Origin of the sequence: Amycolatopsis sp. NPDC088138, from assembly GCF_044741685.1 — a bacterium.
GTDB lineage: Bacteria > Actinomycetota > Actinomycetes > Mycobacteriales > Pseudonocardiaceae > Amycolatopsis.
On the sequence record NZ_JBIUTB010000003.1, the window covers coordinates 176,717 to 202,829 of the forward strand.

The following is a 26,113-nucleotide window of genomic DNA, read 5'->3' on the forward strand; positions in this document are numbered from 1 at the left end:
GTGGTCGGCCGCGCTCCGGCAGGCCGAACGTCCGAACTCAGTCGGAAGCCAGGGTTACGTCGACGACGAAGCTCGCGCCGTCGCGCGCCAGCGACACCGGGACCACTTCGCCGACGTCGTGGGCGCGCACGGCGACCGTCAGTTCCGCGGAGTCGCGGACCAGGCGGTTGCCGATCTTCGTGATCACGTCGCCCTCCTTGATGCCCGCGTTCGCCGCCGGGCCGCCGGGCGCGACGTTCTTGACCTGCGCGCCCATCGTGGACGAGCCGGCGACCGTCGAGGAGGCGTTGATGCCGATGTCGGCGTGCTGGACCTTGCCGTCCTTGATCAGCGCCTTCGCGATCTTGATCGCGTAGTCGCTCGGGATGGCGAAGCCGATGCCGATGCTGCCGCCGTCCGCGCTGGACGAGCGGATCGACGAGTTGATGCCGACGAGCGCGCCGGTGGAGTCGACCAGCGCGCCGCCGGAGTTGCCGTGGTTGATCGCGGCGTCGGTCTGGATGGCCTCGTAGGTGACCGGCGCGGCACCGTTGTCCCCGCCGGCGGTGATCGGCCGGTTCAGCGCGCTGACGATGCCGGCGGTCACCGAGTTCTGCAGGGCCAGCGGCGAGCCGATCGCCATCACGGTGTCGCCGACCTGCAGGTCCGAGGACTTGCCGATCTGCAGCACGGTCGGGTTGGTGACGTTGACCTTCACCACGGCGAGGTCGGTCTTCGGGTCGGTGCCGACGAGCTTGGCGTCGGTGCGGGTGCCGTCGATGAAGATCGCGGTGATCTTGACGCTCGGGTCCGCGGCGGCGGAGCTGATCACGTGGTCGTTGGTGAGGATGTACCCCTGCGGGTCGATCATCACGCCGGAGCCCTGCTCGCCGGACTCGGCGCCGGGCTTGAACACCTCGAGCGAGACGACGGCCGGGGAGACGCGCTTGGCGATCTCGGAGACCGAACCGGCCGGGCGCTCCTTGGCGGCCTCGGCTTCGGAGATCGTCGCGGACCCGGTGAGCTCGGTGCCGGTGTCGGCGGCCCACCAGCCGACCAGACCGCCGACGGCGCCGATGAGCAGCGCCACGACGCCGAGCATGACCAGCGCCTTCGGCTTGACGCGGCGGCCGAACAGCACCTCGGGCAGGCTGAGCAGCGCCCCGGGCGGGCGCCGAGCGGGCTTTTCCTCGTCTTCGGCGGGCATCGCGGGCCCGGCGAGGACGGCCCCGGCCCCCGGATCACGCCACGGGTCGCCCGACCCGGTCCACAGCGGCGGTTCGCTTTGAGGTGCCTCCCCGACGGCCTCGCGAGGCCGCTCGAGCAGCACACCTTCGGCCCCAGGCGGGCGGCTGAAGGCTTCCGCGAGCGACTCGGGTGCGGGCGGCGTGAGCTTGACGCCGTTGGCCTTGCTGGGCGCGTAGAGCTTGTCGAACGCCCCGTCGACGCCCTGCGGCCTGCCGAACACCGCGGCCTGCCCCGGATCGACGGCCGGCCGCGCGAGCGGCCGCGGACCCAGCCGGTCGGCGTCAGGCGCGCCGGGCTGCTCGGGATTCACGTTCGGCTCGGTCATCATTCCCCGGTGCTGAAGATCAGGTGGCTGGGCGTGACGATACCCAAGCCCAGTGCTCCGAGTCTGCCGGTACGACGGTGAAGTGGCTGTTTCTTGGCCGGGTCACGGGGTGGGGCAGGCCTGGTTCCGAGGCTGGGGCGGCGAGATTTCCCAGGTCGAGCACGCCGGGTTTCGCAGGCAGGACGGCACGGTCTCCGAGTTCGGCAGGCAGTCGGCACACGTCTCCCAGGTGCTGGCCGGGTTCCGCGAGCACGATCTCCCCGACGCCGGCCGAGCCCGCAGCGGAACAGCCGGGTCCGCAGACCCGCTAGCAAGGTCCCCCTGCTCCGCAGCCGATACAGCGCGTTCCCCAGCCAAATCGGGCCAGCTGTCCACAGGCAAGCGGCAATGTGGACAAACCGCCGTCCTGCTCGCGAATGGTCATTTCCGTCGGGGGTCGCCGATAGACTGGACTCGGGGCAGCCCCCCAGGGACGGGCGGGGGCCGCTGTCGGTCCGCGGGCCTGGACAAGAGCAGTTTGCGGCTGCCGGGACCTGCACCTGAACCGGTCCGTGCGCATGTGAACCGACCCACGAGCTGAGCTGTCGCCAGGCCACCTGCAGGCAGAAACACCGAAGGCCACCACGAACTCGTGGTGGCCTTCAGGGTGTCAAGCGTGTCAGCGGATGCCGGCCGGTATCGCGACCGTCGGGCTCGACGGTGTCGACGTCACCGACGGTGCCGGCCGGGGTGCCTGCTGGGGCACCGCCATCTGGGCCGGGAGCAGGTTGCCGTTCGGCGGGACCCGGCCGCCCGTGTCCGGGGTGCCGTCGCCGCTGTCCGCGGTGGTTCCGACCAGGGCCAGCGCGCTCAGCACCAGCCCGGAGACGACCACGCCCGCGCCCTGCGCCGCGCGGCGCTTGAAGCGGCCGCCGCCCAGGACGTTCGGGGACTGGCCGAGCGGGGCCGACGAGCCCAGCGGGGCCACGCCACCCAGGACGCCCTGGTCGCGCAGGCCGGCGACCCGGTCGGGTCGCTGGACCGCGACCAGCTGGCCGTCCGCGGTGATCGCCAGGTTGTCGGGGCTGCTGGGCAGTTCCGTGTGCTCCGGGATGGACCGGAGGCTCGCCAGGAACCCGGCCGACATCGACGGCGCGCCCGCGCCGCGGATGGCGGCGACGGCCTGTCGCTGAGCCTGGACGTCGCCGGCGCAGGAAGCGCAGCGCGTGATGTGCGACGCCGCGCGATCACGCGCACCGTGGGTGAGTTCGCCGTCCACGAACGCGACCACGGCGTCCGGCAGCAGGTGCGACTCGGGGAGTGCCCAGCCTCGCGGTGCGGTCATACCGACACCTTCGCAGACTCCGGGGCGTGACTGCGCCGGCGCTCCAGCGAAGCGCGCAGCGCCTGACGGCCGCGGTGGATCCGGCTGCGGACGGTGCCCAGCTTCACGTTGAGCGTCGCGCCGATCTCCTCGTACGAGAGGCCCTCGACGTCACACAGCACGACGGCGGCGCGGAACTCCGGCGGCAGCTCGTCGAGCGCGGCCTGCAGGTCCGGGTCCAGGTGGGTGTCGGAGAAGACCTGCTCGGGGCTCGGGTCGTCGCCCACGATGCGGTCGGTGTCCTCGGGCAGGCCTTCCATCCGCACGCGCGAGCGGCGGCGGGCCATGTCGAGGAAGAGGTTGGTGGTGATGCGGTGCAGCCAGCCCTCGAACGTGCCGGGCTTGTAGGACGCCAGCGACCGGAAGACCCGGATGAAGGTCTCCTGGGTGAGGTCCTCGGCGTCGTGCGTGTTGCCGGTGAGGCGGTAGGCGAGCCGGTAGACCCGGTCGCTGTGTTCGCGGACGACCTCGTCCCAGGACGGTGGCGTCCAAGCCGCCTCGTCCAGGGACACGGGCTCAGCCGCGTCTGCGTCGGCAACGGCGTTCTGCATCGTGGGAGCAGGCACCTCCATCTGCGTTTCTCCTGTCTGCTCCACCCAACGCGGGTCGGCGGCACGGTGTTCCCGTGCGTCTGGATTCGAGTCTGTCGGGGTTCCTTATGGTTCTAGTGAGACTGGACTGAGAACAGGCTGAGAAGTTCTTCCCGGGTGCTTACCAGGGAGCCTGCGCGGATTTATCGACAACCAGCGCTAACCTCCGTGCGTGAACACGCCCACCCCTGCGGCCGCACCGGTCGACTCCGGGTTCGTCGACGGGTACCTGCCCGACGACGAGGTGCTGTCTTCGGCGCGGGCACGGGCCGAGGACCTGGGCTGCAACCCGCTCAGCGCGGGTGCCGGCGCGACCCTCCGGTTCCTGGCCGCCACGCTGCGGGCGAAGGCCGTCGTCGAGGTCGGCACGGGCGCCGGGGTCAGCGGGCTGAGCCTGCTGCGCGGGATGGCCCCCGACGGCATCCTGACCTCGATCGACCTCGAGCCGGAGTACCAGCGCGCCGCGCGCGCGACGTTCCGCGAGGCCGGCTACGCGCCGGGCCGGACCCGGCTGATCGTCGGCCGGGCGCTGGACGTGCTGCAGCGGCTGACGCCGGGTGGCTACGACCTGGTCTTCGTCGACTCGGCGCACATCGAGTACCCGGGCTGCTACGAGCTGGGCGTCTCGCTGCTGCGACGCGGCGGGATCATCGCGTTCCACAACGTCCTGGCCGGCGGCCGGGTGATCGACCCGTCCCGCCGCGACCCGGAGACACTGGCCCTGCGCGAAGTCGCGCGCGCGTTCCGCGAGGACGAACGCCTGGTCCCGGCCCTGCTGCCGGTGGGCGGCGGGCTTCTCGTGGCCGCGGCGATCTGACTCAGCTCGCCACCAGTTCGCGCCGCTGCGCGCGCACCCGGGTGCCGGCGCCCACCGCGGCCGCCGCCAGCAGGAGCCAGACCGCCACCAGGGCGATCAGCCGGCCCCAGCCCGCGTGGCCGTAGACGGACGCGCCGATCGCGCCGCCGACACTGCTGCCCAGGTAGTACGTCGCCGTGTACATGCCGCCGACCTGGCCTCGGGCGTCCTCGGGGGCGTCGGCCGCCGCCCAGCCGTTGGCGACCGCGTGCGCGGCGAAGAACGCGCAGGTCAGCACCAGGAAACCGGCGATGACCACCGGCAACGAGTCCGGCAGGGTCAGCACCGCCCCGGCGGCCATCAGCAGCAGTGAGCCGATCACGGCGCGACGGCGTCCGACGCGTGCGACCAGCCGTCCGGCCGCCGCCGAGGAGACCGAGCCGGTCGCGTAGGCGAGGAACACCAGCGACGCGATCGCCGGGGACAGGTTCAGCGGATCACCGGTCAGCCGGAACCCGGCCGCGTTGTAGAGCGCGACGAACGAGCCCATCGCGAGCAGCGCCACGGCGTACTGCGCGAGCAGCACCGGGCGGCGCACCGCCGTCAGCAGGCCCGCCGCGACCCCCTTGAGCTGCACCTTCCCGCGAGCCGTGCCGGGCGGCAGCGTCACGACGGTGATCGCGGCGCACACCGCGCCGATGCCCGCGACGACGTAGAGCGCGCCGCGCCAGCCGAGTGGCCCGGCGGAGAAGCCGGCGGACAGCCGCCCGAGCATGCCGCCGACGGTGTTGCCCGCGATCATCGCGCCGACGGCGGCGGCGACGCCCGCGCGGCCGAGCCGTTCAGCCAGGTAGGCGGCCGCGACCCCGGGGAAGCCGGCGATCGCGATGCCCTGCAGCGCGCGCAGCACCAGCAGCGCCGGGTACGTCGGCATCAGCGGCAGGAGCAGCCCGAACACGACCGAGGCCACCACCGACGTCACGATCACCGGCCGCCGCCCGACCACCTCGGACAGCGCGGCGATCGGCAGGACCGCGATGGCGAGCGCGCCGGTCGCGACGCTCACCGCGAGCGCCGCGCCGCCGGGGTCGAGGTGGTACTGCGCGGCGAGCTGCGGCAGCACCGGCTGCGGGGCGTAGAGCAGGGCGAAGGAAGAGATCCCCGCCGCGGCGACGGCGGTCTTGACTCGGCGGGTGGTGGTCACGTACTGAAAGTAAGCAGAGCTAACCAATACGTCTAATACACTTGTGAGCCATAATCCATCCGATGATGCATGACTCGCTGTCCGCGCAGCTCGCGCCGCACCTGCGGCTGCTCGTCGCGCTGCGGACTACGGGGAACGTCACACGCGCGGCCGAACTGCTGGGCGTCCCGCAGCCGACGGTGAGCCGCCGGATCGCGGCGCTGGCCGACGCCCTGGGCGCGCCGCTGACCGTCCCCGACGGCCGCGGCATCCGGCTCACCCGTGCGGCGGAGCTGCTGGCCGAGGCGGCCGAACGGGCTCTGGCGGCGGTCGACACCGGCGTCCGGCTGGCCCGCGAGGAGGTGGCACCGGAGTCCGGGCACGTCGTGCTGGGGTTCCTGCACCTGCTGGGGCGGTCGCTGGTGCCGTCGCTGCTGCGCGGCTACCGGGCGCGGTACCCGCGGGTGCGGTTCACGCTGGTCCAGGGCTCGCGGCAGGACATGCTCGACCGGCTGGCGGGCGGCGAGCTGGACCTGGCGCTGCTGGCGCCGCTGCCTTCGGACGCGCCTTCGCTGGTCTCGGCGGGGCTGGCCGAGGAGGAGATCCTGCTGTCGGTCCCGACGGGCCACCGCCTCGCGGGGCGGCGGCAGGTGCGGATGACCGAGCTGGCGGAGGAGGAGTTCGTGCTGCTGGAGCCGGGTTACGGCGTCCGCACCCTGACGGACGAGCTGTGCACGGCAGCCGGGTTCACACCCCGCATCGCGTTCGAGGGCCAGGAGTCCGACACGGTCCGCGGCCTGGTCGCGGCCGGGCTGGGCGTGGCGTTGCTGCCACGGTTCGGCCCGGGCACGCCGGCGGGGGTGGCGGAGGTCCCGCTGGCCCCGCCGGCGTCCCGGACGATCGGCCTGGTCTGGCGCGCGGGCGAGCCCGCGACCCCGGCGGTGACGGCGTTCCGGGACCACGTGCTGGCCACGGCTCACCAAAAGCCGTGAGGGGCACCTTCAGGGCTTCTAAGTCCCTGAAGGTGCCCCTCACGACACCCGAAGCAGTCGGCGGCGGAGCGCGCTGACTCCGCCGCCCATCACGGACGACCGGCCTGGTCTGGCGCGCAGGCGAACCTACGGCCCCGGCCTTCCGGCACCCACGTGCTGACTACGGCCCACCAAAAGCCGTGAAGGGGCACCTTCAGGGCTTCTAAATCCCTGAAGGTGCCCCTCACGACACCCGAAGCAGTCGGCGGCGGCGCGCGCTGGCCCCGCCGCCATCACGGACAACCGGCCTGGTCTTGCGCGCAGGCAAACCTACGACCCCCGCCTTCCGGCGCCCACGTGCTGGCAACGGCGCACCAAAGCCGTGAGGGGCACCCTCAGGGCTTATACGTCCCTAAAGGTGCCCCTCACGACATCCGAAACTGTCGGCGGCGGAGCGCAAGTGAGCAGGCCGCCGCGGGAAACTCCCCCGCCCGTCCCTGGGGGGCGTCCCCGAGTCCAGTCTATCGGCGGCCCCCGACGAAAGCCGCCGAAAGCCGCCGGGCGCAGGGAGTTGTCCACAACTCGCGCCGCCTGTGGATAAGGCCGCGCTCGCTCCACCGCCCAGCGCGGTTCAGCTCAGTGAGGCTCAGCCCAGTGAGGCTGCCAGCTCCACCATCGTCCGGGCCGCGAAGCCCGTTGCTCCCGGGACCACCTCGTCGTAGTTCTTCTCCGACCTTGCCGGGCCCGCGATGTCCAGGTGGGCCCACGGGAGGCCCTCGGTGAACTCGCGCAGGAACAGCGCCGCCGTGATGCTGCCCGGGCCGGCCGGGGTCTGGCGGACGTCGCCGAATTCGCCGCGGACGTTCTCCGCGTAGTCCTCCACCAGCGGCATGCGCCACCACGCCTCGCCCACCCGCGAACCCGCCTCGACGACCGACGTCGCCAGCGCGTCGTCCGATGCGAAGAAGCCGCCCGTGCGCAGGCCGAGGGAGACCTTCATCGCGCCCGTCAGCGTCGCCGCGTCGACGATCAGGTCCGGGCCGTACTTCTTGATGCCGTACGCCAGCGCGTCGGCCAGGACCATGCGGCCTTCGGCGTCGGTGTTGCCGACCTCGGTCGTGCGGCCGCCGTAGTGGCGGACGATGTCGCCGGGCCGGTACGCCGAGCCGGACACGTGGTTCTCGGCCGCCGGCACCAGCGCGGTCACCCGTACCGGCAGCCCGAGCTCGGCGATCGCGCGGGTCGCGGCGATCACCGCGGCGCCGCCCGCCATGTCGGTGCGCATCAGGTGCATGCCGTCGGCCGGCTTGATCGACAGGCCGCCCGTGTCGAACGTGATGCCCTTGCCCACCAGCAGAAGGTGCTTCGAAGCACCCGCCGGCTTGTACGTCATCTCGATCAGCCGCGGCGGCCGCGACGAACCGCCGCCGACGGCCAGCACTCCGCCGAAGCCCTGCTCCGCCAGCCACTTCTCGTCTCGGACCGCCACCTCGACGCCGGGGCCGGCCACCTTCGCCGCGGTCTCCGCGAGCCACGCCGGGGACTTGACGTTCGAGGGTGTGTTCGCGAGGTCGCGGGTCAGCGCCGTCGCGGCGGCCAGTGCCGTCGCGCGCGTGACGGCCTCGGTGAAGGCCGCCACCGCGCGGTCGTGCGTCACCAGCCGCAGCGTCCGCACGGTCGGCTTCGGGTCCTCAGTGGACACCTTGAAGCGGTAACCACCCAGCAGCAGCCCCAAGGCCAGCTCCGTGACGTGCTCACCGGAGGCCTCCTCGGGCAGCACGAGCTGCGCCGCGCGGAACGCCTTCCCGCCGTTCTCGACGTCGTCCGCCAGGCCCGCGTTCACCGCGCGGACCAGGGCCGCGCCGGTCTTCCGGTACTGCTTCGGCTCGCCGTCGCCGAGCCCCGCGACCCAGCGGGGACCGTCGCCGGTGACCGTCTGCACGTCGCCCGCCTTGCCGGTGATCCGGACACCGCCGATCTCCAACGGCTCTGCTTCGACGTCCTCGGCCGGGGCGGTGACGAGCCGGACCGTCGGGGCGCCGCGGCGAAGGTCGCCCGCGACCTCGATGTCGAGCAGGTTCGTCGGAACGGGGGGTAGCGGATTACGCACAGTGAGCAACCTTCGGGCGCAGAGGAACCGCGACCCCGGCCTCCGAAGGGAGACCGGGGTGCGACGGAAGGACGGTTTTCGGGGGCCGGCTCAGCCAGTGACCTCCTGCAACGCGGCGCCGAGGTCTTTCGCTTCCTCCGCGGAGAGTTCGACGACGAGTCGCCCGCCACCCTCGAGCGGTACGCGCATCACGAGGCCCCGCCCCTCCTTAGTCACTTCGAGGGGACCATCTCCGGTCCGGGGCTTCATGGCCGCCATAGCGTGCTCCCTCCGTCTCAACCGGCGCGCCCGGGTCGCGCTCGCGTGAAAGCCAGCCGGGTCTTACCGTCCATTGTCCCCTATCAGCGCCTCGGCGCATCAGCGGACCGATCTTTTGCCGCCGTATCGGTGCTGGTATGCGGCCCGCGAGGGGTGTGAGAGTCTCGGACGACCGATGTTTCAGCGCAAGGAGAAGACGTGACCACATCCGACGTCCTGCTGACCGCCGACGCCGACGGGGTGCGCACCCTCACCCTCAACCGGCCGCAGGCGTACAACTCGCTGACCGTCGAGCTGAAGGAAGCACTGCTCGCGGCCCTGCGCGGGGCGGCGGACGACGAGAGCGTCCGCGCCGTCGTGCTGACCGGTTCCGGCAAGGCGTTCTGCGCCGGCCAGGATCTGAAGGAGCACGTGGGACTGCTGCAAGCGGGTGACCCCGCCCCGCTACACACGGTGAAGGAGCACTACAACCCGATCGTCCAGGCGATCGTGGCCATGGAGAAGCCGGTCATCGCGGCGATCAACGGCACCGCGGCCGGGGCCGGCGCGGCCTTCGCCTACGCCAGTGACCTGCGGATCGCCGCCGAGTCGTCGTCGTTCCTGATGGCCTTCGCCAACGTCGGGCTGGGCCCGGACTCGGGCGCGTCGTGGACGTTGCAGCGGCTGGTCGGTTACGGCCGCGCCGCCGAGCTGATGCTGCTGGCCCGGACCGTCGACGCGGCCGAGGCGCTGCGGCTGGGCCTGGTCGGCGAGGTCGTGCCGGACGCGGAACTGGCGGCGCGCGCCCAGAAGGTCGCGGCGAAGCTCGCAGCCGGGCCGACCGTGGCGTACGCGAAGATCAAGAGCGTGCTCAACCTGGCCGCGCAGTCGACGTTCGAGGAAGCGCTGGCCGCCGAGGACGCCGCCCAAACCGCGCTGGGCGCGACCGCCGATCACAGCGAGGCCGTCGAAGCCTTCGTCGGCAAGCGCAAGCCGAGCTTCCAGGGCAAGTAGGCGCCGGGCTGCTTCCGGGTTCAGCCCGCCCGGAAGCAGCCTCGGACGTGGTCGTCGACCATGCCGGTGGCCTGCATCAGCGCGTAGCACGTCGTCGGGCCGAGGAACGCGAAGCCGCGCTTCTTCAGCTCCTTCGCCATCGCCTTCGACTCGTCGGTGATGGCCGGGACGTCCGCCATCGTCCGCGGCCGCTTGTGCGAAGAGGGCGCGAACGACCACAGCAGGTCGTCCAGCGGGACGTCGAGCGCCGCGATCGCCTGGGCGTTGTTGATCGCCGCCAGGATCTTCGCCCGGTTCCGCACGATCCCGGCGTCCTGCATCAGCCGCTCGATGTCGGCGTCGCCGAACTTCGCCACCTTCGCGGGCTTGAACTGCTTGAACGCCTTCCGGAAGTTCTCGCGCTTGCGCAGGATCGTGATCCACGAGAGTCCCGATTGGAACGACTCGAGGCACAGCCGCTCGTACAGCGCGTCCTGCCCGTGGAGCGGCGTGCCCCACTCTTCGTCGTGGTAGGCCGCGTAGTCCGGGGTCGAATTGCCCCAGCTGCACCGCGCGACGCCGTCGGTGCCGATCAGCTCAGTCATGCCCGCCCACCGAATAGTCCTCCGCGAACCGCGCGAACCGCCGCAGCGACTGGCGCACCCCCAGCGCGAACGCCGGCCGCACGACCGGCCAGCCGAGCCGGCCCAGCGGCCCGAACGGCAGCCGCAGGTGCTCGGCCCAGACGAACGTCGAGCGCGTCGCGTCCTTCGGGATCACCTGGAACACCCCGGTGCCCTGGACGACGCTGCCGACGTGCCGGACCGCGCACCGCACCGGCGGCTCCCAGCTGGTGATCTCCATCTTGTCGGTGAACCCGATCCCGGCGAGCCCGGTGAACGCCGAGATCCGCGAGCCGACACTGCGGCCGTTGCCTTCGGTCACCTCGACGTCGGTGCCCAGCATCCACTCGCCCTGGCGCGTCCAGTCCGTGAGCGCGAGCCAGGTCGTCCCGGCCGGCGCGCCCACGTCGACGGACAGCACCAGGTCCGTCACTGGGCGGCCTCGGGCGAGCTCTCCCGCTCGTGCTCGCGCTGCTCCAGCTCGGCCACCCGGGTGCGCAGCTCGTCGATCTCGACACCGAGGCGGCGCAGCACCCAGTCCACTTCGGACATCTTGTAACCGCGCAGCACCAGCTGGAAGCGCACGTCCTCCAGGTCATCGCCGGTGATGTCCTCGGCGGGCAGGCGCGTGGGCGAGCTGCCCGGCGGCAGCGGGGCGAGCTCCTCACCCCGGCCGAACACGACCGCGGCCAGGAGGAACACCACGGCGGCCACCAGCAGCATGACTACGAGGTAGATCAGCGCGGTCGTCACGCGACGATCGTGGCATACCCGCCCCACGACCGTCTCGCGAGCACGACGAGCCGCAGCGAAAGGAGCACCCAGGCGACCATCAGCACCGCGCACGGCACGCTCAGGAACAGCCGGGACACGTCGACGAAGCCGGTCGAGCCGATCAGCAGGCCGACCGAGGCGAGGTTGATCCCGACGGCCAGCGCGATCAGGATCCCGCTGAACCGGGCCAATCGGACGGCGTCCATGCGGCGGCTGAGCCAGCGGGTGCCGAGCAGCGCGAGCAGGCCGATGACCGGCACGACGAACACCGCGCCGTGGGTCGTGTGCGCGACGACCCGGTACCACTCCGGCGTCGACGTCGGCAGCTGTGTCCAGGCGCCGTAGGTGAGGATCCGGGCGTAGTCCCAGGACGCCTGCATCAGCGGCACGCCGATGACGAGCTTCCACAACGTCCGGACGCCGCTGAGCATCCCGAGCTCGGCCTGGTAGTCGCGGGCGACGACGGCCGCGGGCCCGAAGTCGGCGACGGCGCGGCGTTCGGCGTCTTCGTCGGTCCAGCCGCCGGCGCGGTAGGCGTCGGCCGCGTCGTGGAGGCCGTCACGCGCCTCGTCCAGCAGGTCGGCCTTGAACTTGCCGCAGCCGTGCAGGCGCCGGTCGAGATCCCCCAGGTACTCGTCGATCATGCGCCCAGCACTCCCCCGATGACCGTGGTGAACTCCCGCCACTCGGTGCGTTCGGCGGCCAGGGCCTGCTCGCCGGAGCGGGTGAGGTGGTAGGTGCGCCGCTTGCGCCCGGACACGACGTCCCACTCGCTGGTCAGCCAGCCGGCCCGCTCGAGCCGGCGCAGCGCCGGGTAGACGGTGCCGGTGGGCAGGTCGAGCGCGCCGTCGCTGCGCAGCTGCAGCGCCTCGATGATCGCGTAGCCGTGCAGTTTCCGGCCGTCGAGCACGGCCAGCAGCAGGGCGTCGAGGTGCCCGCGCAAGGTGTCCGCCTTCATGAGTACGCAGTCTACACGTCGACTGGCTACATGTAGGCAGACTATGTGTAGCCTGTCTACATGAACGCACTCCCGGTCGCGAGACTCCAGTTCGCGACGACGACTTCGTTCCACTTCCTGTTCGTCCTGCTCACACTGGGGTTGGTCACGCTGGTGGCCGTGATGCAGACGCGCTCGGCCCTCGGCGGAAAGCCCGAGCTGGAGCGGATGACCCGCTTCTGGGGCCGCCTGTACGTGATCAACTACGCGCTGGGGATCGTCACCGGCATCGTGATGGAGTTCCAGTTCGGGCTGACCTGGACCGGTCTTTCCGCGTTCGCCGGGGACGTCTTCGGCGCCCCGCTGGCCATCGAGACGCTCGTCGCGTTCTTCCTCGAATCGACGTTCCTCGGCCTGTGGATCTTCGGCTTCGGGCGACTGAACAAGTGGCTGCACCTGACGCTGATCTGGCTGGTCACGCTGACCGCGTACGCGTCGGCGCTGTTCATCATGCTGGCCAACTCGTTCCTGCAGGACCCGGTCGGGAGCCACCTCGAAGGCGGCACGCTGCACCTCGACGACTTCGGCGCGCTCTTCACGAACCCGGCGCTGGTCGCGTCGCTGCCGCACGTCGTCAGCGCCGCGATCCTGACCGGCGGGTTCTTCGTGGTCGGCGTCAGCGCGTACCACTTCCTCAAGCGCACCACCGAGATCGAGTTCTTCCGCCGCTCGATGCGAATCGGCGTCGTCGCGGCGCTGATCGGCGCGATCCTCGTGGTCAACCAGGGCTTCGCGCAGTTCGGGGAGCTCGCGATGTACCAGCCGGACAAGCTGAAGGACGGCGGTGTCGGGCTCCCGCTCGGCCTGATGATCATGCTCGGGTTCGTCATGCTGCTGTGCGCGCTGCTCGGCTGCGTGCTGCTGTTCCGGAACTGGGTCACCAAGGCCCGGTTCCTGCACTACCTGATGGTCGCGGCGATCCCGCTGCCGTTCGCCGCCGCGATCCTCGGCTGGCTGGTGCGCGAGATCGGCCGTCAGCCGTGGCTGGTGTGGGGGAAGCTGCGCACCGCCGACGCGATCGCGGACGTCCCGGCCGGCCAGATCCTGTTCTCGTTCATCGCTTTCTCACTGCTGTTCGCCGCGCTCGGCGTGGCCGACTGGGTGCTGCTGGCGCGGGTCGCCAAGCGCGGCCCGGAACCGGTCGGCCGCGACGTCGCCGAACTGCCCGTCCTGAGTGGAGTCTGACCGATGGTGACCTTCTGGTGGGGTGTGCTGGGCCTGCTGACCTGCGGCTACTTCGCGCTGGCGGGCTACGACTACGGCGTCGGAATGCTGCTGCCCGCGTTCGATGCCGACGAGCGGAGACGGCGGCAGACCCTCGGCGCGCTCGGGCCGTTCTTCCTGGCCAACGAGGTGTGGCTGGTGGCCGCGGTCGGCGTGCTGTTCGGCGCCTTCCCGCACCTGGAGGGCAAGGTGTTCGCCGGGGCGTACGTCCTGGTCGTGACGCTGCTGCTCGGCCTGGTGACGTTCACGGCGTCGATGCAGCTGCGCAGCCGCCGCCCCGGCGCGCCACGCGGCGCGTGGACCGCGGGCATCGTCGGCGGCGCGCTGGTGACGGCGGTGTCGTGGGGCCTGTTCCTCGGCAACCTGGTGACCGGGCTGCCGCTGACCGCCGACGGCTCGCCGTCCGGTGCCGTGCTCGCGCTGTTCAATCCCTACGCCGTGGTGTGGGGTCTCGGGTTCATCGCGCTGTTCTGCTTGCAGGGCGCGGTGTTCCTGGCCGTGCGGGCGCCGGCCGAGCTGACCGGGCGCGCGGTGCGGCTGGCCCGGGCGTTCCTTCCCCCGGCCGTGGGGTTCCTCGTCGTCGCCACCGGATGGGGCTTCTTCGCCCTGCACGGGGTGACGGCTCTTGGGGTCGGGGTGGTCGTGCTGGCCTTTCTCTCGCTGGGTTCGGTGTGGCTGGGTCTCGCGCTCAAGCGTCACCGAGCGGCGCTGCTCGCGGCGATGGTGCTTGCGGCGTGCCCCGCGCTACTCGTCGGCACGCTGCGATTCCCGGCGATCCTCGTAGCGGACTCGGGTTACGCGCTCACGACCGACCAGGCGGCCACTTCGCCCGGCACGTTCGCGGTGCTGACGTGGTTCGCGCCGCCCGCGGTCCTGCTGCTGCTCGTGGTGCAGTGGCTGACCTGGCGCGCGCACCGCGCACCCGTCGACCAGCGTTCGCTGCTGCACTTCTAGGGGGACGTCGTGCCTGCTCTGCCCGGACTCCGGCGGTACCTGGTCCTGCTGACGTTGCTCGGCGTGCTTTCGGCGTTCGCTGTCCTGATCCAGGCCGAAGGTCTCGCCACGCTGCTCACCGGCGGTGGTCTTTCTTTCGTCTTAGTTCTGGCAATCGCCTGCCGAGTGCTGTTGTCCCTTTCCGACGATGTCCTCAGTGGACGGTTTGCCTCGTCGGTGAAGGCGGGCCTGCGGCTCCGGTTGCTCGGCTCGTCGTCCGATCGGGCCGGTGTCGTCGCGACGCAGGTGACCCGCGGGGTCGACGCGGCCGACAGCTACCTGACGGGCTACCTGCCGACGCTCGTCGTGTCGGTGGTGGTGCCGATCGCGGTGATCGTCCGGCTGTTCACGACGGACCTGGTGTCGGCACTGGTCGTGACCGCGACGCTGCCGCTGATCCCGGTGTTCGCGATCCTCGTCGGGAAGCACACGGCGGCGCGCACGCAGTGGGACCTGCTCAAGAAGCTGGGTGGGCACTTCCTCGACGTCGTGCGCGGACTCGGCACGCTGAAGGTGTTCGGGCGTGCGGAAGCGCAGGCGCGGACGGTCCGGGCGATGGCCGACGCGCACGCGGACGCGACGCTGAAGACGTTGCGGGTGGCGTTCCTGTCGGCGCTGGTACTGGAACTGGTGGCGACGATGTCGGTGGCGCTGGTGGCGGTGCCGATCGGTTTCCGCCTCCTGTCCGGCGAGTTGGACGCGCGGACGGCACTTCTTGTTTTGGTCCTCGCCCCGGAGGCGTACCTGCCGCTGCGGGCGGCGGGCGCGAAGTTCCACGCGGCGGCGGAGGGGTTGACGGCGTTGCGGGAGGCCCTCGCGGTGCCGGTGGTTTCTGTTCGTTCGGGGACGTTCGTTCGGCGCCGGGGTGCGCCTTCGCTGGTCTTCGATCGGGTGTCCGTCTCGTTCGGCGACGTTGTCGCTCTGTCCGATGTGGACTTGTCGGTACCCGCCGGTGCACGGCTGGCGCTGGCCGGACCGAGCGGGTCCGGGAAGAGCACGGTGCTGGCGGTGCTGCTGGGGTTCGTGACGCCGACGTCGGGCCGGGTCCTGGCCGACGGGGTGGACGTGCGTGCGCTGGATCCCGCCGACTGGCTGGCGGACATCGCGTGGGTCCCGCAGCGGCCGACGTTGTTCCGGGGCTCGCTGGCGTCGAACATCGCGCTGGGTCTCCCCGAAGCCGACGTCCCGTCGGCGGCCCGAGCGGCGGCGCTGGACCAGGTGGCGGCGCGTTTGCCCGACGGCTACGCGTCCCCGGTGGGCGAGCTGGGCGAAGGGTTGTCGGCCGGCCAGCGCCAGCGGGTCGGCTTGGCGCGGGCGCTGGCCCGGACATCGGCGGGCCTGGTGCTGCTGGACGAACCGACGGCCCGCCTGGACACCCGCACGGAGGAGGCGGCGCTGTCCGGCACCCGCCGGCTGCTGCCGGGCCGCACGGCGGTACTGGTGGCCCACCGCCCGGCGATGGTCGCGCTGGCTTCGCGGGTGGTGGAGCTGCGCGCCGGACGGGTCAGCTCGGAGGTGGCGGCGTGAGGTTGTCAAGTCCGGCATCCACAGGTGAGCAGTTGTCCACAGATTCGCGCGCACCCGGTTTTCCCAGGCCGGCGGCGGTAGGCTGGGTTCGGGGACGCCCCCCCCCCCCCGGGAAGGGTGGGGGCTTCCGGAAATCGGCACCGGGATCGCGCACGGACGTCTCGCGCAGCGCGGCATCGAGATCCTGACCCCCGATGACCTCTGCTTCCCGCTACCACGCAGGTTTTCCGGATCACCCGTTACCGCATCGACTGCGCCACCGGCATTCGCGACACGGACCCCGGCTACGGCATCATCAGCCCGCCCGCCGACACCGGGCCCGCCGCCATTGCCACCTATCTGCGCCGACATCGGACATCGAGAACCGGCTGCGCTGGGTCCGCGACGTCGGCTACTGGGAGAAGCACCGCCCCTCGGGCCAGGACCACCTGCGCAACCTCGCCATCAGCGCTCTGCTTACCACAGGCCACTCACACTCTTCGGAATCACCACATGAACAGCACAAATGACTTCGCCGGAACCCCGCCAAAAGGGTTGGCCCTGTGGGCGGTGTCCACAAAGGACGTCCTTCGGCTCGCCCGGGCCGCCCTGCTCGCCGCCGGTGCCGAACTCGCCGGTCTCGCGCTCATGGCCACCGCCGCCTGGCTACTCCTCCGCGCCGCCGAGCGGCCGCCGCTCGCTGCGCTCACCGTGGCGATCGTCGCCGTGCGGACGCTTGCTCTTCTGCGCGGTGGCCTGCGGTACGCCGAACGGCTTGCCGGGCACGAGGTCGTCCTCCGGTGGCTCGGTTCGCTGCGCACCCGCGTCTACCAGGCTCTCGCACCCGGGTCGCGGTACTCCGGCGGTGACCTCGTCACGCGGCTCGTGTCCGATGTGGACGCTCTGCAGGACGCCGTCCTGCGGTGGCTGCTGCCCGCGGGCGTCGCCGGGCTGGTCGGGCTGACCGCCGTCGGGGTGGTCGCGACGGCGTCCGCGAGTGCCGCGGGAGCGCTGGCCGCCGGGCTTGTCGCCGCCGGGGTGGTGCTGCCGTGGCTGGCCGTCAGGAGCACCGCGCGGCGAGCGGCCGAAAACGCCCCGAAACGCGCGGAACTCGCCGAACGCGCCGTCGAGCTCGTCACCGGGCATCGGGAACTCGTCGCGGCGGGCGCCCTCGAGGAGAAACGCGCTGCCGCACACCACGTCGTCGAGCAGCTCCGGGAACCGGCCGTGAAACCCGCCTTGCTGAGCGCCGCTGGGATCCTCGTGCAGCTCGTCACCACGATCGCCGTGAGCTTGCTCTGCGGCACCGACGCCTCCGTCCCGTGGACCGCTGCCCTCACCCTCGGCGCCATGACGACGTTCGAGGTCGTCCTCCCGCTGATCACCGCCGCCCGCCGGGTGCCCGAGATCCGCGCGTCGGCCGCCCGCGTCAAGGCCGTGCTCAGCGAACCCGCACCGGCTCCGGGCAGTCGTACCGCAGGAAAAGGACACTTCCGGCTGGAGAAAGCCGGCCTCCGCTACCCCGGGCGTGCCCCCGCCCTGCGCGACCTCGATCTCGACCTCGCGCCCGGCAAGCGCGTCGGGATCCTCGGCCCCAGCGGCGCCGGGAAGACCACGCTGCTGCGCCTGCTCCTCGGCCTGGAGACCCCGACCTCCGGCCGCGTCACCCTCGACGGCCATCCGCTCGCCGAGATCGCCGACCTGTCGAGAACCGTCTCCGGCGCACTCGCCGACGCGCACGTCTTCCACACGACCGTCCGCGAGAACCTGCTGCTCGGCAAGCCGGACGCCACCGACGCGGAGCTGCGCGAAGCCTGCGAGACCGCCGGCTTCGACCTGGACCTCGACCGCGACACCGGCCCGGACGGCGACGCGCTGTCCGGCGGTCAGCGGCAACGGCTGGTCCTGACCCGCGCGGTCCTGGCCGCACCGGAAGTCCTGGTCCTCGACGAGCCCGTCGAAGGTCTCGACCCGGCGCACGGCGACGCCGTCCTTAAGCGCGTCCTCGCCGCAACAAAAGGCACCGTCGTCCTCGTGACGCACCGCCCCGAGCACCTCGACGGCTTCGACGAGGTGCTCACCCTCGAGGACGGGCGAGCACTTCCCGCATCGGCGGCCGGTCGGCGACCAGGACGTCCGTGACGTCCGGCAGCCACTCCTCGTCGACCTGCACGAACTGCGTCAGCGGCGCGTCGGCGGCGGGGACGCCGCACCGCGCGAGGGCGGTGCCGAGGATCTGCCGCGACATCACGCCCAGCTGCGGCAGCGAGCGGTTCCGGTGCTTGCGGACGCCGAGGTTGACCTGCGCGAGCCCGTCGAGGCCGTAGCGGGCCTCGGCGTCGAGCAGCAGCCCGATCTCGACGCCGTACCCGGCCGCGAACGGCACCGATTCGAGGAACTCGCGGGTGCCCGCGTACTCGCCGCCGAGGGGCTGGATCAGGCCGCCGAGCGCCGGGCGCAACGCGGAGAGCACCGGACGCGCGAGCAGCTCGGTGACGCGGCCGCCGCCGCTGCTCTCCAGCCGCAGCGGGCGGCGGTAGAAGCCCTTGACCAGGTGCACGCCCGGCGCCGTCAGCAGCGGGCCGAGCAGGGACGGCACGAACGCCGGGTCCGGGTCGACGAGGTCGGAGTCGAGGAACACGACGACGTCACCGCTGGTCGCGGCCAGCGACCGCCAGAGCACCTCGCCCTTGCCGGGCACCGGCGGCAGGTCGGGCAGCACATCTTCGCGGCGAACGACCCGCGCGCCGGCGGCCTCGGCCACCTCAGCGGTCCGATCAACCGAGCCGGAGTCCACGACGACGAGTTCGTCGACGACCCCGCCGACCAGCGGCCGGACCGACGCGACGACGTCACCGACGGTCCGCTCTTCGTCCAGTGCCGGTAGCACGACGGAAACCGTCCGGTCACCCTTCGCGGTCAGGATGTCCTCGGGCGTCCAACCGGGGTCCTGCCACGTACGCCGCTCGAACCAACTCACGAGTAACGATCGTGCCATGCTGGAGTCACCGCATCCGAGGAGGAGGACCACTTGATCGCCCTGCTTGTCCGCTTCGTGCTGGGCCCGCTGGCCCGGGCGCTGTACCGGCCCGAGGTGCGCGGCGTGGAGAACGTGCCCACGACGGGCCCGGTGCTCCTGGCGGCCAACCACCGCGCGGCGCTCGACACCGGCGTGATCACGTTCGCGACGCCGCGGCAGGTCAAGTTCCTCGGCAAGGCGGAGTACTTCACCGGCAAGGGCGTCAGGGGCAAGCTGATGGCCGGGTTCGTCGGCGGGCTCGGCTACATCCCGGTCGAACGCGGCAACGCCCAGGCAGGCCTCGCCGCGCTCGAAGCGGCGCGCAAGGTGCTCGACGCGGGCGGCGTCTTCGCGATCTACCCCGAAGGCACGCGCTCCCTGGACGGCCGGCTGCACCGCGGCCACACGGGCGTCGGGGCGCTGGCCCTGGCGACGGGCGCGAAGGTGGTGCCGGTCGCGCTGACCGGCACCGAAAACCTCCAGCCCGAGGGCGCGCGCGTCCCCCGCCTGGCCAAGATCAGCATCACGTTCGGCAAGCCGCTCGACTTTTCCCGCTACGAAGGCCAGGACTACGCGCCGGCGATCCGCCGCTCGGTCACCGACGAGGTGATGTACGCGATCCTGGAGCTGTCGGGGCAGGAGTACGTGGACACCTACCACAAGCGGCCCAGCGAAGGCGCCGCCTGAGTCACCAGGGCACCGGGCCTTCGTCGTCGACGAAGGTGCCCGTCGGGCCGTCCTTCGGGATCGTGGCCATCCGGACCGCCGACTCCGCGCCCTGGGCCGCGGTCCGGGGGCCCGAGTGGCGGTTGAGGTCGGTCGCGCAGTGGCCCGGGCAGACGGCGTTGACGAGGATCCCCTCCGGCCGCAGGTCCCGGGCGTACTGAAGGGTCAACGACGTCAGTGCGGTCTTCGACGGCGTGTACCCCGCCGAGATCGGGAGTTCGGTGGCCGGGTCGGCGTTGCGCTCCAGCGACGCGCCGCTGCTGGAGACGTTGACGATGCGCGGCGCGGCCGACCGGCGCAGCAGCGGGAGCAGCGCGTTCGTGACCGTGACGACGCCGAAGAGGTTCGTCTCGAAGATCGCGCGCAGGACGTCGAGGTCGGCGGTGCTGGGGCGCTGACTCGCCAGGTCGGAGCCCGGCGGCACGGCGACGGCGGCGTTGTTGACCAGGACGTCGAGCCGGCCGTAGCGGGCGTCGATCGCGGACGCGGCCGCGGCGACCGAAGCCGGGTCGGTCACGTCGAGCACCACCGACCAGCCGCCGATCTCCGCTGCCGCCTTTTCACCGGCGGAAGCGCTGCGGGCGCCGATGACGACCGTGTGGCCGAGGGCGGCGAGCCGGCCGGCGATCTCGCGGCCGATGCCCTTGTTCGCGCCGGTGACCAGAGTGATTTCGTTCATGACCCCAGCACACCAGCGCGCGGCCGCTTCGAGCCAACACCGGCTCCGTATCGGCCGATACCCTGCAGGTATGCAGCAACCGGAAACGCGGGAGCTCGCCTACTTCGTGGCCGTCGCCGAGGAACGGCACTTCGGCCGCGCGGCCCAGCGGCTCGGCATGGCGCAGCCGCCGCTGTCGCGCGCCATCCAGCAGCTCGAACGACGGCTGGGCGTGGCGCTGCTGGAACGCACCAGCCGCGGGGTGAACCTGACCGCCGCCGGCGCGGTTTTCCTTGTGGAGAGCCACAAAGCGCTCGACGCCGTCGCCGCCGCGGTGCGCCGGGCGCAGCGGGCCGGTGAAGACGTCCCGAAGCTGCTCGTGGCGACCAAACCCGACGGTGACGCCGGCCTGCTCGAGCGGATCCTGCCCCGGTACCGGCAGGACCCGGACGCCGTCGAGGTCGAGGTGGTCGTCTGCGGGATCGGCGAGCAGACGCCGATGCTGCGCGACGGGCGCGTCGACCTCGCGTTCGTGCACCCGGCGCACGACGACCTCGCCGGGTTCGACACCGAGCTGCTGCTGACCCAGGACCAGGTGGCGGTCCTGCACCGCGGCCACCGGCTGGCCGGGCGCAGCGCCCTGGTGCTCGCCGACCTCGACGGCGAGCCGCTCCCCCGCTGGCCGGGGACGGACAAGAGGACGACCGGCCCCGAGGTGCGGGACTCCGGGCAGCTGATGCAGCTGATCGCGCTGGGGCAGGCCGTCGCCGTGCTCCCGGCGTCGGTCCAGCGCCACGCCTGGGCGGACGTCGTGTGCGTGCCGGTGCTCGACGCGCCGCAGAGCTCGATCATGCTGGCGTGGCCCGACCGGACGCGGTCGCGGGCCGTGGCCGCGTTCGTCCGGGCGAGCACCGAGGCCGTGAGCGCTCAGATTCCGGGCGGTCCCGCGGCCCACTTCGGCGGAGCCGGCGGCTCGTAGGTCTCGAACCGGTCCAGCAGCGCCGCCGGGTCGGAGTCGGTCAGCAGCAGCTGCCGGTAGTCCGCCTTGACGAAGCCCTCCGTCACCATGTGGTCGGCGAAGGTCAGCAGCGGGCCGTAGTAACCGTCGACGTCGACCAGGCCGATCGGCTTGCCGTGCAGGCCGAGCTGGGCCCACGTCCAGACCTCGAACAGCTCCTCGAGCGTCCCGGCGCCGCCGGGCAGGGCCAGGAAGCCGTCCGACAGGGCCGCCATCTTGGCCTTGCGCTCGTGCATGTCCTTGACGACGTGCAGCTCCGACAGCCCCGCGTGCGAGATCTCGACGTTCGAGAGCGCCTCCGGGATCACGCCGATCACCTCGCCGCCCGCGGCCAGCGCCGCGTCGGCGACCACGCCCATGGTGCCGACGCTCGCACCGCCGTACACCAGCCCGATGCCGCGCTGGGCCAGCAGCTTGCCGAGCTCGGCCGCCTGCTCGGCGTAGCGCGGCGAGAAGCCCATCGACGAGCCGCAGAAGACGCAGATCCGGCGCATCAGTGCGTGTCCTCCCAGGCCTGGTACGAGTCCTGGACCACGCGGACGGCATCGTCGATGTCGTCGGTGACGTGCAGCAGGTCCAGGTCGTGCGCGCTGACCTTGCCCTCGGCCTGCACGGTCTTGGCGATCCAGTCGTAGAGCCCGCCCCAGTACTCGCTGCCGAACAGCACGACCGGGAACTTCGTGACCTTCTTCGTCTGCACCAGCGTCAGCGCCTCGAACAGCTCGTCGAGCGTGCCGAAGCCGCCGGGCAGGCAGATGAAGGCCTGGGAATACTTGATGAACATCGTCTTGCGGGCGAAGAAGTAGCGGAAGTTGACACCGAGGTCGACCCACGGGTTCAGGCCCTGCTCGAACGGCAGCTCGATGCCGAGCCCGACGGAGAAGCCGCCGGCCTCGGCCGCGCCGCGGTTGACCGCCTCCATCGCGCCCGGGCCGCCGCCGGTCATCACGGCGAACCCGGCGTTGGCCAGCGCGGCGCCGATCTTGCGGCCGAGCTCGTACTCCGGGTGGTCGCGCTTGGTGCGCGCCGAACCGAACACCGTGACCGCGCGCGGGACCTCGGCGAGCGCGCCGAACCCCTCGACGAACTCGGCCTGGATCCGCAGCACGCGCCACGGGTCGGTGTGCACCCAGTCGCTGGGCCCGCGCGAGTCGAGCAGCCGCTGGTCGGTCGTGCTGCCCTGGTCACGGCGGTCGCCACGCAGGACCACGGGGCCCTTCTGGCGCTCGACCGGGCGCTCGGGGTACTGGCCGTCGGGGAATTCAGACTGTTCGCTCACCTCGCCATGCTACGACCTGCCCGCCAGTGAAAATGCGAGCAGCGCCGTGGAGGTGAAGTCGATGGCCGGCTCGTTACTGGGCCATGAACTCAGGTCGTCGGCGTATCGGGATCCCTGTCCGTCGAAGGATTCATACGGACGGGTGCATTCCTTGGCGCCCGCCGGGAACGGCAGATCGGCGAAATTGTCGGCGCCGTTGGGTCCATTCACGACCGCGCCGTACAGCACTTTCGAAGGTCCGGCGAGGTTCGCGGCCTGGTGGTGCGGGCACCGCGGGAACGTGCTGCCGACGCCGACCACGAGCGACACGCCCCAGGCGTTGGCCCCGAGGGTGAAGTCCCGTTGCCGGGCGCCGAACGCGGCGTAGCGGGTGTCGCCGGTGGCGCGCTGGTAGAGCCGGGCGGTCGCGGCGAAGCCGAAGCTCTTGCTGGCGGCGTCGAAGTCGGTGACGTCGACGGCCGTCCCGAATGGACTCTTCTTCGCGCTGTCCACTCCGGCGTCGAGCTGGCGGCGCAGGTCCGCGGCCAGGTCCCGGACGCCGAGCGCGGCGCCGGGGACACCGGCGCGCAGCAGCCCGGCGAGGTCGGCGTGGGCGAGCGCGCTCGTGTCGTAGAGGTTCAACGTGCTCTTGTCGTCACTGGCGATGTAGGTCTTCGCCCACTTCGCGGCGTCGCGGGCCCAGCCGGTCGCGCGCGGGTCTCCGAGCTTGCGGGCCGCCAGCGCGAGCTGCGTCGCGCCCAGCTCCAGGTCGTCCTCCCAGGACGACTCGGGGTAGTAGGCGTGTGGGAAGGCTGTGACGAGCTCACCGACGTCCGACGTCTTGGCCTGCGCGAACACCGCGGCGGCCTCGGCCAGGTAGTGGCGCGCCAGGCGCGGGTCGCGGTGGGCCTGGACCTGCGCGCCGAGCGCGAAGGCGGCGGCGACGCGGCCGGCGAGGTTGGGGCTGAGCGGGGCACCGGCGGGCGCGGCCGGGAACACCGGGCGGTACTTGACGAAGTAGGCGGGGTCGCCGGGCTTGACATCGAGGGCGTCGTCGTCCTGCGGGTTGCGCCAGACGTCGTGGTCGCCGAGGAAGCCGAACTCCTCGCTGCCGGTGCCGATGCCGACCTGGGCGTAGAGCGTCTTGGTCGGGCCGTCCCACATCTTGTCGAGCCAGTCGAGGCCGAAGCGGACTTCCTTGGCCAGCACAGGGTCGGGGTCGTCGCGCAGGACGTAACCCAGCTCGGCCAGGGAGTACGCCGTGTTCGAGGTGAACTTGACGAAGTCGCCGGCGTCGACCCAGCCGCCTTCGACGTCGGCCTGGCCGCCGAGCGGCTTCAGCGGTTCGACGATTTCGTCGCCACCTTCACCGGCGAACTTCGGCTCGGCGTAGACGGTGCCCTGGTGGTCGGCGAGGTGGGAGGGCTTGCGGTCGAGGCGTCCCGGGACGACGTCGTGACCGTCGCGCTGGGCCTGGAAGAACGCGGTGGTGGCGCCGACGAGCGGGCGGAAGAGGCGGCGCGCGGTGTCGATCCGGAACGGCGGCGACGTCGCGCCCGCGGCCTTGACCCGGTAGGTGCCCGGCCGATCCACAGTGGACAGATCGAGGTCGAACACCTTGGTGTACTTCGTGTTCCACGCACCGAGGCTGACTCCGGTGCGGCCTTGGCGGACGGTCCGGCCACGGTCGTCGACGACCGAGAACGTCCCCTCGGCGCCGCCGAGCAGGTACGCGTGCTTCGCCTCGCCGAGCGCGTAACCGACCTGGTCGACGCGCACCTCCGCCGGAGTGGCGGCCTCGGCCGGGGTGGCGGCGAGGGGCGCGGCGAGCGCGACCGCCGTCGCGAGGGGAAGCAGGCGCATGTTCGGCTCCACTTTGTTAGGAAAGTTTCCTATCTAGACGCTAGCCTGGTTCGCCCGCGGACGTCAATATGTCCGTTTCCGCGTTCCCGGCACCGATGACCTACCGTGGGACGATGACCAGCGCCTCCGCCGAACCGCTCGGCACGCGGATCCGGCGGCTGCGCGCCGATCGCGGCTGGACGCAGCGCGAGCTGGCCGAGCCCGGGTACGACCGGGGCTTCCTGGCGAAGGTCGAGACCGGCAGCCGGCCGCCGTCGGAGGAGATGCTGGCCTACCTGGCCGACCGGCTCGGCCTGACCGTCGACGAGCTGCGGTTCGGACGTCCCCCGGGCGTTGCCGCGGAGCTGCGGGACTCGCTGGACGAGGGCTACCGCGACCTGGAGCAGGGCCGGGTCGAGGCCGCGACGGAGCGGTTCGCGTCCGTGGCGAAGCAGGCCGAGGGGTACCACCTCGACGACGTCGAGTGTTACGCGCGGTTCTGCCAGGCCGAGGTGAAGTGGCAGCTCTTCGACGTCGAGGGCGCGCAGGCGGCACTGGAGTACGCCGAGGAACTGGCGGACGCGGCGGCGCCGTGGCTGCGGGCGATGATCGTGCACCGGTGGTCGGGCTGCCGGTACCTGAAGGGCGACGCGGGGGCGGCGCTCGCCCGCGTCGAAGAGGCGCTCAGCGTCCTGGAAGGCGACCCGGACGCCGAGTTGTGCCTGCTCAGCGCGTTGATCCACCCGTTGATGGAGATGGGCGGGCTGCACCGGGCCCAGCGGGCGGCGCTCGCCGGGCGCCGGCTGATCCGGTCGGCCACGCGGCCGGACTTCGTGGCGCGGTTCCACCGGCAGGCGTCCCAGGTGTGGCAGGCGATCGGCGAGAGCGAGCGGGCGGAGCAGGACCTGATCGAGGCGTCGCGCCTGTTCGCGTCGGTCGGTTTCGACCGCGACGCGGCCCGCTGCCGCTGGGCCCGCGGCTACCTCCTGCGCCGCCTGGGCCGGCTGCCGGAAGCGCGCGCGGAGCTGACGGAGGCCCGCGACCAGCTCGCGGCGATCGGTTCGGAGGAGGGCGTCGCGGGCGCGACGGTCGAGCTGGCCGAGGTCCGCCTCCGCCAAGGCGCCCTCGCCGAGGCGTCGTCGCTGGTCAACTCGGTCCTCCCGCTGCTCACCCAGGACGTCGAAACCCTGGGCGAGGCGACCGGCCTGCTGGGCCAGATCGCCCAGGCCCAGGGCGACCTCGTTTCCGCCACCCGCCTCCTCCGCGAGGCCCTGGAAATCCAGACCCGCGCGTCGCTCCACGGCGCGGCGGTTTCGACGTCGCTGCGGCTCGGAGACGTCCTACGACAACGTGGTCATCTCGACGAAGCCATCACGGCCTACCGCCGCGGCCTCGACTCCGCCGAGGTCACCGACCCCCCGCCTTAACCGATCCCTCCAGACACGCGAGTCGACCCTCCAATCACGAGTGATGCCCCCTCAATCACGCGTGATGCCTCTCTGATCACACGAGATGCCCCTCTGATCACGAGTGATGCCCGCCCGATCATGCGGGCCAGCGGGTATCTCGCGTACCTGGACGGTCGGTTCGCGTACCCAGCGAGTCAGTTCGCGTACCCAGAGGGTCGGATCGCGTGTCTGGAGGGTCGGCTCGTGTGATTGGAGGGGTATCTCGCGTGAT

26 protein-coding genes are annotated in these 26,113 nt (G+C 71.8%); 10 read left to right on the forward strand and 16 right to left on the reverse strand.

Annotated features, from left to right (window positions below; all coding sequences use genetic code 11):
* Positions 1–37: 37 nt before the first annotated feature.
* The 3 genes from ACIOD2_RS15720 to sigE all read right to left on the reverse strand — a co-directional run bounded on the left by ACIOD2_RS15720 (position 38) and on the right by sigE (position 3,487).
* Complete coding sequence (locus ACIOD2_RS15720) at positions 38–1,555, reverse strand: trypsin-like peptidase domain-containing protein (RefSeq protein WP_400538362.1); 1,518 nt, start codon at positions 1,553–1,555, stop codon at positions 38–40.
* A gap of 655 nt (positions 1,556–2,210) precedes the next feature.
* Positions 2,211–2,876: an anti-sigma factor family protein gene (locus ACIOD2_RS15725; protein ID WP_400538364.1), complete on the reverse strand. Its 666-nt coding sequence runs from the start codon at positions 2,874–2,876 to the stop codon at positions 2,211–2,213.
* Entirely contained in the window at positions 2,873–3,487 is a 615-nt protein-coding gene (gene sigE, locus ACIOD2_RS15730; protein ID WP_400538367.1) for an RNA polymerase sigma factor SigE, read from the reverse strand. The genes ACIOD2_RS15725 and sigE overlap by 4 nt, the downstream gene beginning before the upstream one ends.
* Before the next feature lie 190 nt (positions 3,488–3,677).
* On the opposite strand from sigE, the gene ACIOD2_RS15735 reads away from it, so the two are divergent.
* Positions 3,678–4,322, forward strand: a complete 645-nt coding sequence (locus ACIOD2_RS15735; protein ID WP_400538369.1) for an O-methyltransferase — start codon at positions 3,678–3,680, stop codon at positions 4,320–4,322.
* A gap of 1 nt (position 4,323) precedes the next feature.
* Here the strand turns inward: ACIOD2_RS15735 and ACIOD2_RS15740 are convergent, their stop codons facing one another.
* The gene (locus tag ACIOD2_RS15740) at positions 4,324–5,505 is read right to left on the reverse strand and encodes an MFS transporter (protein ID WP_400538371.1); all 1,182 of its coding nucleotides are present in this window, start codon (positions 5,503–5,505) and stop codon (positions 4,324–4,326) included.
* 62 nt (positions 5,506–5,567) lie between these two features.
* Between ACIOD2_RS15740 and ACIOD2_RS15745 the strand changes: the two genes are divergently transcribed.
* On the forward strand, positions 5,568–6,476 hold the full coding sequence (locus tag ACIOD2_RS15745) for a LysR family transcriptional regulator (RefSeq protein ID WP_400538373.1): 909 nt from the start codon (positions 5,568–5,570) through the stop codon (positions 6,474–6,476).
* Positions 6,477–7,101: 625 nt separating this feature from the next.
* On the opposite strand, the gene ACIOD2_RS15750 is transcribed toward ACIOD2_RS15745, so the two are convergent.
* Together ACIOD2_RS15750 and ACIOD2_RS15755 are read right to left on the reverse strand one after the other, a co-directional pair.
* Entirely contained in the window at positions 7,102–8,565 is a 1,464-nt protein-coding gene (locus ACIOD2_RS15750) for a leucyl aminopeptidase family protein (protein WP_400538375.1), read from the reverse strand.
* A 90-nt stretch (positions 8,566–8,655) separates the two neighbouring features.
* Positions 8,656–8,823 carry a DUF3117 domain-containing protein gene (locus tag ACIOD2_RS15755; protein WP_005155393.1) on the reverse strand — a complete coding sequence of 56 codons (168 nt, stop codon included), beginning with the start codon at positions 8,821–8,823 and terminating at the stop codon, positions 8,656–8,658.
* A 198-nt stretch (positions 8,824–9,021) separates the two neighbouring features.
* Between ACIOD2_RS15755 and ACIOD2_RS15760 the strand changes: the two genes are divergently transcribed.
* Positions 9,022–9,816 carry an enoyl-CoA hydratase-related protein gene (locus tag ACIOD2_RS15760; RefSeq protein ID WP_400538381.1) on the forward strand — a complete coding sequence of 265 codons (795 nt, stop codon included), beginning with the start codon at positions 9,022–9,024 and terminating at the stop codon, positions 9,814–9,816.
* A gap of 20 nt (positions 9,817–9,836) precedes the next feature.
* Here ACIOD2_RS15760 and ACIOD2_RS15765 read toward each other — a convergent pair whose 3' ends face one another.
* The 5 genes from ACIOD2_RS15765 to ACIOD2_RS15785 are packed head-to-tail and all read right to left on the reverse strand — an operon-like array spanning position 9,837 to position 12,150.
* The gene (locus ACIOD2_RS15765) at positions 9,837–10,400 is read right to left on the reverse strand and encodes a DNA-3-methyladenine glycosylase I (RefSeq protein WP_400538384.1); all 564 of its coding nucleotides are present in this window, start codon (positions 10,398–10,400) and stop codon (positions 9,837–9,839) included.
* The gene (locus tag ACIOD2_RS15770; RefSeq protein WP_400538386.1) at positions 10,393–10,851 is read right to left on the reverse strand and encodes an SRPBCC family protein; all 459 of its coding nucleotides are present in this window, start codon (positions 10,849–10,851) and stop codon (positions 10,393–10,395) included. The genes ACIOD2_RS15765 and ACIOD2_RS15770 overlap by 8 nt, the downstream gene beginning before the upstream one ends.
* A complete protein-coding gene (locus ACIOD2_RS15775) occupies positions 10,848–11,171 on the reverse strand; it encodes a DivIVA domain-containing protein (RefSeq protein ID WP_323334561.1) in 324 nt (107 codons plus the stop codon). Before ACIOD2_RS15775 ends, ACIOD2_RS15770 begins: the two co-directional genes overlap by 4 nt.
* Positions 11,168–11,836, reverse strand: a complete 669-nt coding sequence (locus ACIOD2_RS15780) for a permease prefix domain 1-containing protein (protein ID WP_400538388.1) — start codon at positions 11,834–11,836, stop codon at positions 11,168–11,170. Before ACIOD2_RS15780 ends, ACIOD2_RS15775 begins: the two co-directional genes overlap by 4 nt.
* Positions 11,833–12,150 (reverse strand): helix-turn-helix transcriptional regulator, encoded by a 318-nt coding sequence (locus ACIOD2_RS15785; protein ID WP_323334564.1) that lies wholly within the window; start codon positions 12,148–12,150, stop codon positions 11,833–11,835. The genes ACIOD2_RS15780 and ACIOD2_RS15785 overlap by 4 nt, the downstream gene beginning before the upstream one ends.
* Before the next feature lie 60 nt (positions 12,151–12,210).
* On the opposite strand from ACIOD2_RS15785, the gene ACIOD2_RS15790 reads away from it, so the two are divergent.
* From ACIOD2_RS15790 to cydC, 4 genes are all read left to right on the forward strand, one after another.
* The gene (locus ACIOD2_RS15790) at positions 12,211–13,374 is read left to right on the forward strand and encodes a cytochrome ubiquinol oxidase subunit I (RefSeq protein WP_400538390.1); all 1,164 of its coding nucleotides are present in this window, start codon (positions 12,211–12,213) and stop codon (positions 13,372–13,374) included.
* A 3-nt stretch (positions 13,375–13,377) separates the two neighbouring features.
* Entirely contained in the window at positions 13,378–14,367 is a 990-nt protein-coding gene (locus ACIOD2_RS15795; protein ID WP_400538393.1) for a cytochrome d ubiquinol oxidase subunit II, read from the forward strand.
* A gap of 9 nt (positions 14,368–14,376) precedes the next feature.
* Positions 14,377–15,933 carry a thiol reductant ABC exporter subunit CydD gene (gene cydD, locus ACIOD2_RS15800; protein ID WP_400538395.1) on the forward strand — a complete coding sequence of 519 codons (1,557 nt, stop codon included), beginning with the start codon at positions 14,377–14,379 and terminating at the stop codon, positions 15,931–15,933.
* Positions 15,934–16,467: 534 nt separating this feature from the next.
* Positions 16,468–18,054, forward strand: a complete 1,587-nt coding sequence (gene cydC / locus ACIOD2_RS15805) for a thiol reductant ABC exporter subunit CydC (RefSeq protein ID WP_400540352.1) — start codon at positions 16,468–16,470, stop codon at positions 18,052–18,054.
* Here cydC and ACIOD2_RS15810 read toward each other — a convergent pair.
* Positions 17,990–18,892: a glucosyl-3-phosphoglycerate synthase gene (locus tag ACIOD2_RS15810; protein ID WP_400538398.1), complete on the reverse strand. Its 903-nt coding sequence runs from the start codon at positions 18,890–18,892 to the stop codon at positions 17,990–17,992. The two genes, cydC and ACIOD2_RS15810, sit on opposite strands and share 65 nt — an antisense overlap.
* A gap of 51 nt (positions 18,893–18,943) precedes the next feature.
* Here ACIOD2_RS15810 and ACIOD2_RS15815 point away from each other — a divergent pair, with 51 nt between their 5' ends.
* On the forward strand, positions 18,944–19,618 hold the full coding sequence (locus ACIOD2_RS15815; RefSeq protein WP_400538400.1) for a lysophospholipid acyltransferase family protein: 675 nt from the start codon (positions 18,944–18,946) through the stop codon (positions 19,616–19,618).
* A 1-nt stretch (position 19,619) separates the two neighbouring features.
* On the opposite strand, the gene ACIOD2_RS15820 is transcribed toward ACIOD2_RS15815, so the two are convergent.
* Positions 19,620–20,336: an SDR family NAD(P)-dependent oxidoreductase gene (locus tag ACIOD2_RS15820; protein WP_400538403.1), complete on the reverse strand. Its 717-nt coding sequence runs from the start codon at positions 20,334–20,336 to the stop codon at positions 19,620–19,622.
* Positions 20,337–20,406: 70 nt separating this feature from the next.
* Between ACIOD2_RS15820 and ACIOD2_RS15825 the strand changes: the two genes are divergently transcribed.
* Positions 20,407–21,294 carry a LysR family transcriptional regulator gene (locus ACIOD2_RS15825; protein ID WP_400538405.1) on the forward strand — a complete coding sequence of 296 codons (888 nt, stop codon included), beginning with the start codon at positions 20,407–20,409 and terminating at the stop codon, positions 21,292–21,294.
* Here ACIOD2_RS15825 and ACIOD2_RS15830 read toward each other — a convergent pair.
* The 3 genes from ACIOD2_RS15830 to ACIOD2_RS15840 are packed head-to-tail and all read right to left on the reverse strand — an operon-like array spanning position 21,243 to position 24,454.
* Positions 21,243–21,827 (reverse strand): TIGR00730 family Rossman fold protein, encoded by a 585-nt coding sequence (locus ACIOD2_RS15830; protein WP_400538407.1) that lies wholly within the window; start codon positions 21,825–21,827, stop codon positions 21,243–21,245. The genes ACIOD2_RS15825 and ACIOD2_RS15830 overlap by 52 nt on opposite strands.
* The gene (locus tag ACIOD2_RS15835; protein ID WP_400538410.1) at positions 21,827–22,612 is read right to left on the reverse strand and encodes a TIGR00730 family Rossman fold protein; all 786 of its coding nucleotides are present in this window, start codon (positions 22,610–22,612) and stop codon (positions 21,827–21,829) included. Before ACIOD2_RS15835 ends, ACIOD2_RS15830 begins: the two co-directional genes overlap by 1 nt.
* Before the next feature lie 9 nt (positions 22,613–22,621).
* Complete coding sequence (locus ACIOD2_RS15840; RefSeq protein ID WP_400538412.1) at positions 22,622–24,454, reverse strand: glycoside hydrolase family 9 protein; 1,833 nt, start codon at positions 24,452–24,454, stop codon at positions 22,622–22,624.
* Between the two features lie 113 nt (positions 24,455–24,567).
* Here ACIOD2_RS15840 and ACIOD2_RS15845 point away from each other — a divergent pair, with 113 nt between their 5' ends.
* Positions 24,568–25,860, forward strand: a complete 1,293-nt coding sequence (locus ACIOD2_RS15845) for a tetratricopeptide repeat protein (RefSeq protein WP_400538415.1) — start codon at positions 24,568–24,570, stop codon at positions 25,858–25,860.
* The last annotated feature ends 253 nt before the right edge of the window (positions 25,861–26,113 follow it).

Excerpts from the sequence above, each read along its gene's own strand:
- ACIOD2_RS15725 (WP_400538364.1), bottom strand. The coding sequence starts at position 2,876 with ATGACCGCACCGCGAGGCTGGGCACTCCCCGAGTCGCACCTGCTGCCG.
- ACIOD2_RS15820 (WP_400538403.1), bottom strand. The coding sequence starts at position 20,336 with ATGAACGAAATCACTCTGGTCACCGGCGCGAACAAGGGCATCGGCCGC.
- ACIOD2_RS15765 (WP_400538384.1), bottom strand. The coding sequence starts at position 10,400 with ATGACTGAGCTGATCGGCACCGACGGCGTCGCGCGGTGCAGCTGGGGC.
- ACIOD2_RS15830 (WP_400538407.1), bottom strand. The coding sequence starts at position 21,827 with ATGCGCCGGATCTGCGTCTTCTGCGGCTCGTCGATGGGCTTCTCGCCG.
- ACIOD2_RS15840 (WP_400538412.1), bottom strand. The coding sequence starts at position 24,454 with ATGCGCCTGCTTCCCCTCGCGACGGCGGTCGCGCTCGCCGCGCCCCTC.
- ACIOD2_RS15755 (WP_005155393.1), bottom strand. The coding sequence starts at position 8,823 with ATGGCGGCCATGAAGCCCCGGACCGGAGATGGTCCCCTCGAAGTGACT.
- ACIOD2_RS15785 (WP_323334564.1), bottom strand. The coding sequence starts at position 12,150 with ATGAAGGCGGACACCTTGCGCGGGCACCTCGACGCCCTGCTGCTGGCC.
- ACIOD2_RS15845 (WP_400538415.1), top strand. The coding sequence starts at position 24,568 with ATGACCAGCGCCTCCGCCGAACCGCTCGGCACGCGGATCCGGCGGCTG.
- ACIOD2_RS15790 (WP_400538390.1), top strand. The coding sequence starts at position 12,211 with ATGAACGCACTCCCGGTCGCGAGACTCCAGTTCGCGACGACGACTTCG.
- ACIOD2_RS15825 (WP_400538405.1), top strand. The coding sequence starts at position 20,407 with ATGCAGCAACCGGAAACGCGGGAGCTCGCCTACTTCGTGGCCGTCGCC.
- ACIOD2_RS15720 (WP_400538362.1), bottom strand. The coding sequence starts at position 1,555 with ATGATGACCGAGCCGAACGTGAATCCCGAGCAGCCCGGCGCGCCTGAC.
- ACIOD2_RS15795 (WP_400538393.1), top strand. The coding sequence starts at position 13,378 with ATGGTGACCTTCTGGTGGGGTGTGCTGGGCCTGCTGACCTGCGGCTAC.
- sigE (WP_400538367.1), bottom strand. The coding sequence starts at position 3,487 with ATGGAGGTGCCTGCTCCCACGATGCAGAACGCCGTTGCCGACGCAGAC.
- ACIOD2_RS15745 (WP_400538373.1), top strand. The coding sequence starts at position 5,568 with ATGATGCATGACTCGCTGTCCGCGCAGCTCGCGCCGCACCTGCGGCTG.
- ACIOD2_RS15780 (WP_400538388.1), bottom strand. The coding sequence starts at position 11,836 with ATGATCGACGAGTACCTGGGGGATCTCGACCGGCGCCTGCACGGCTGC.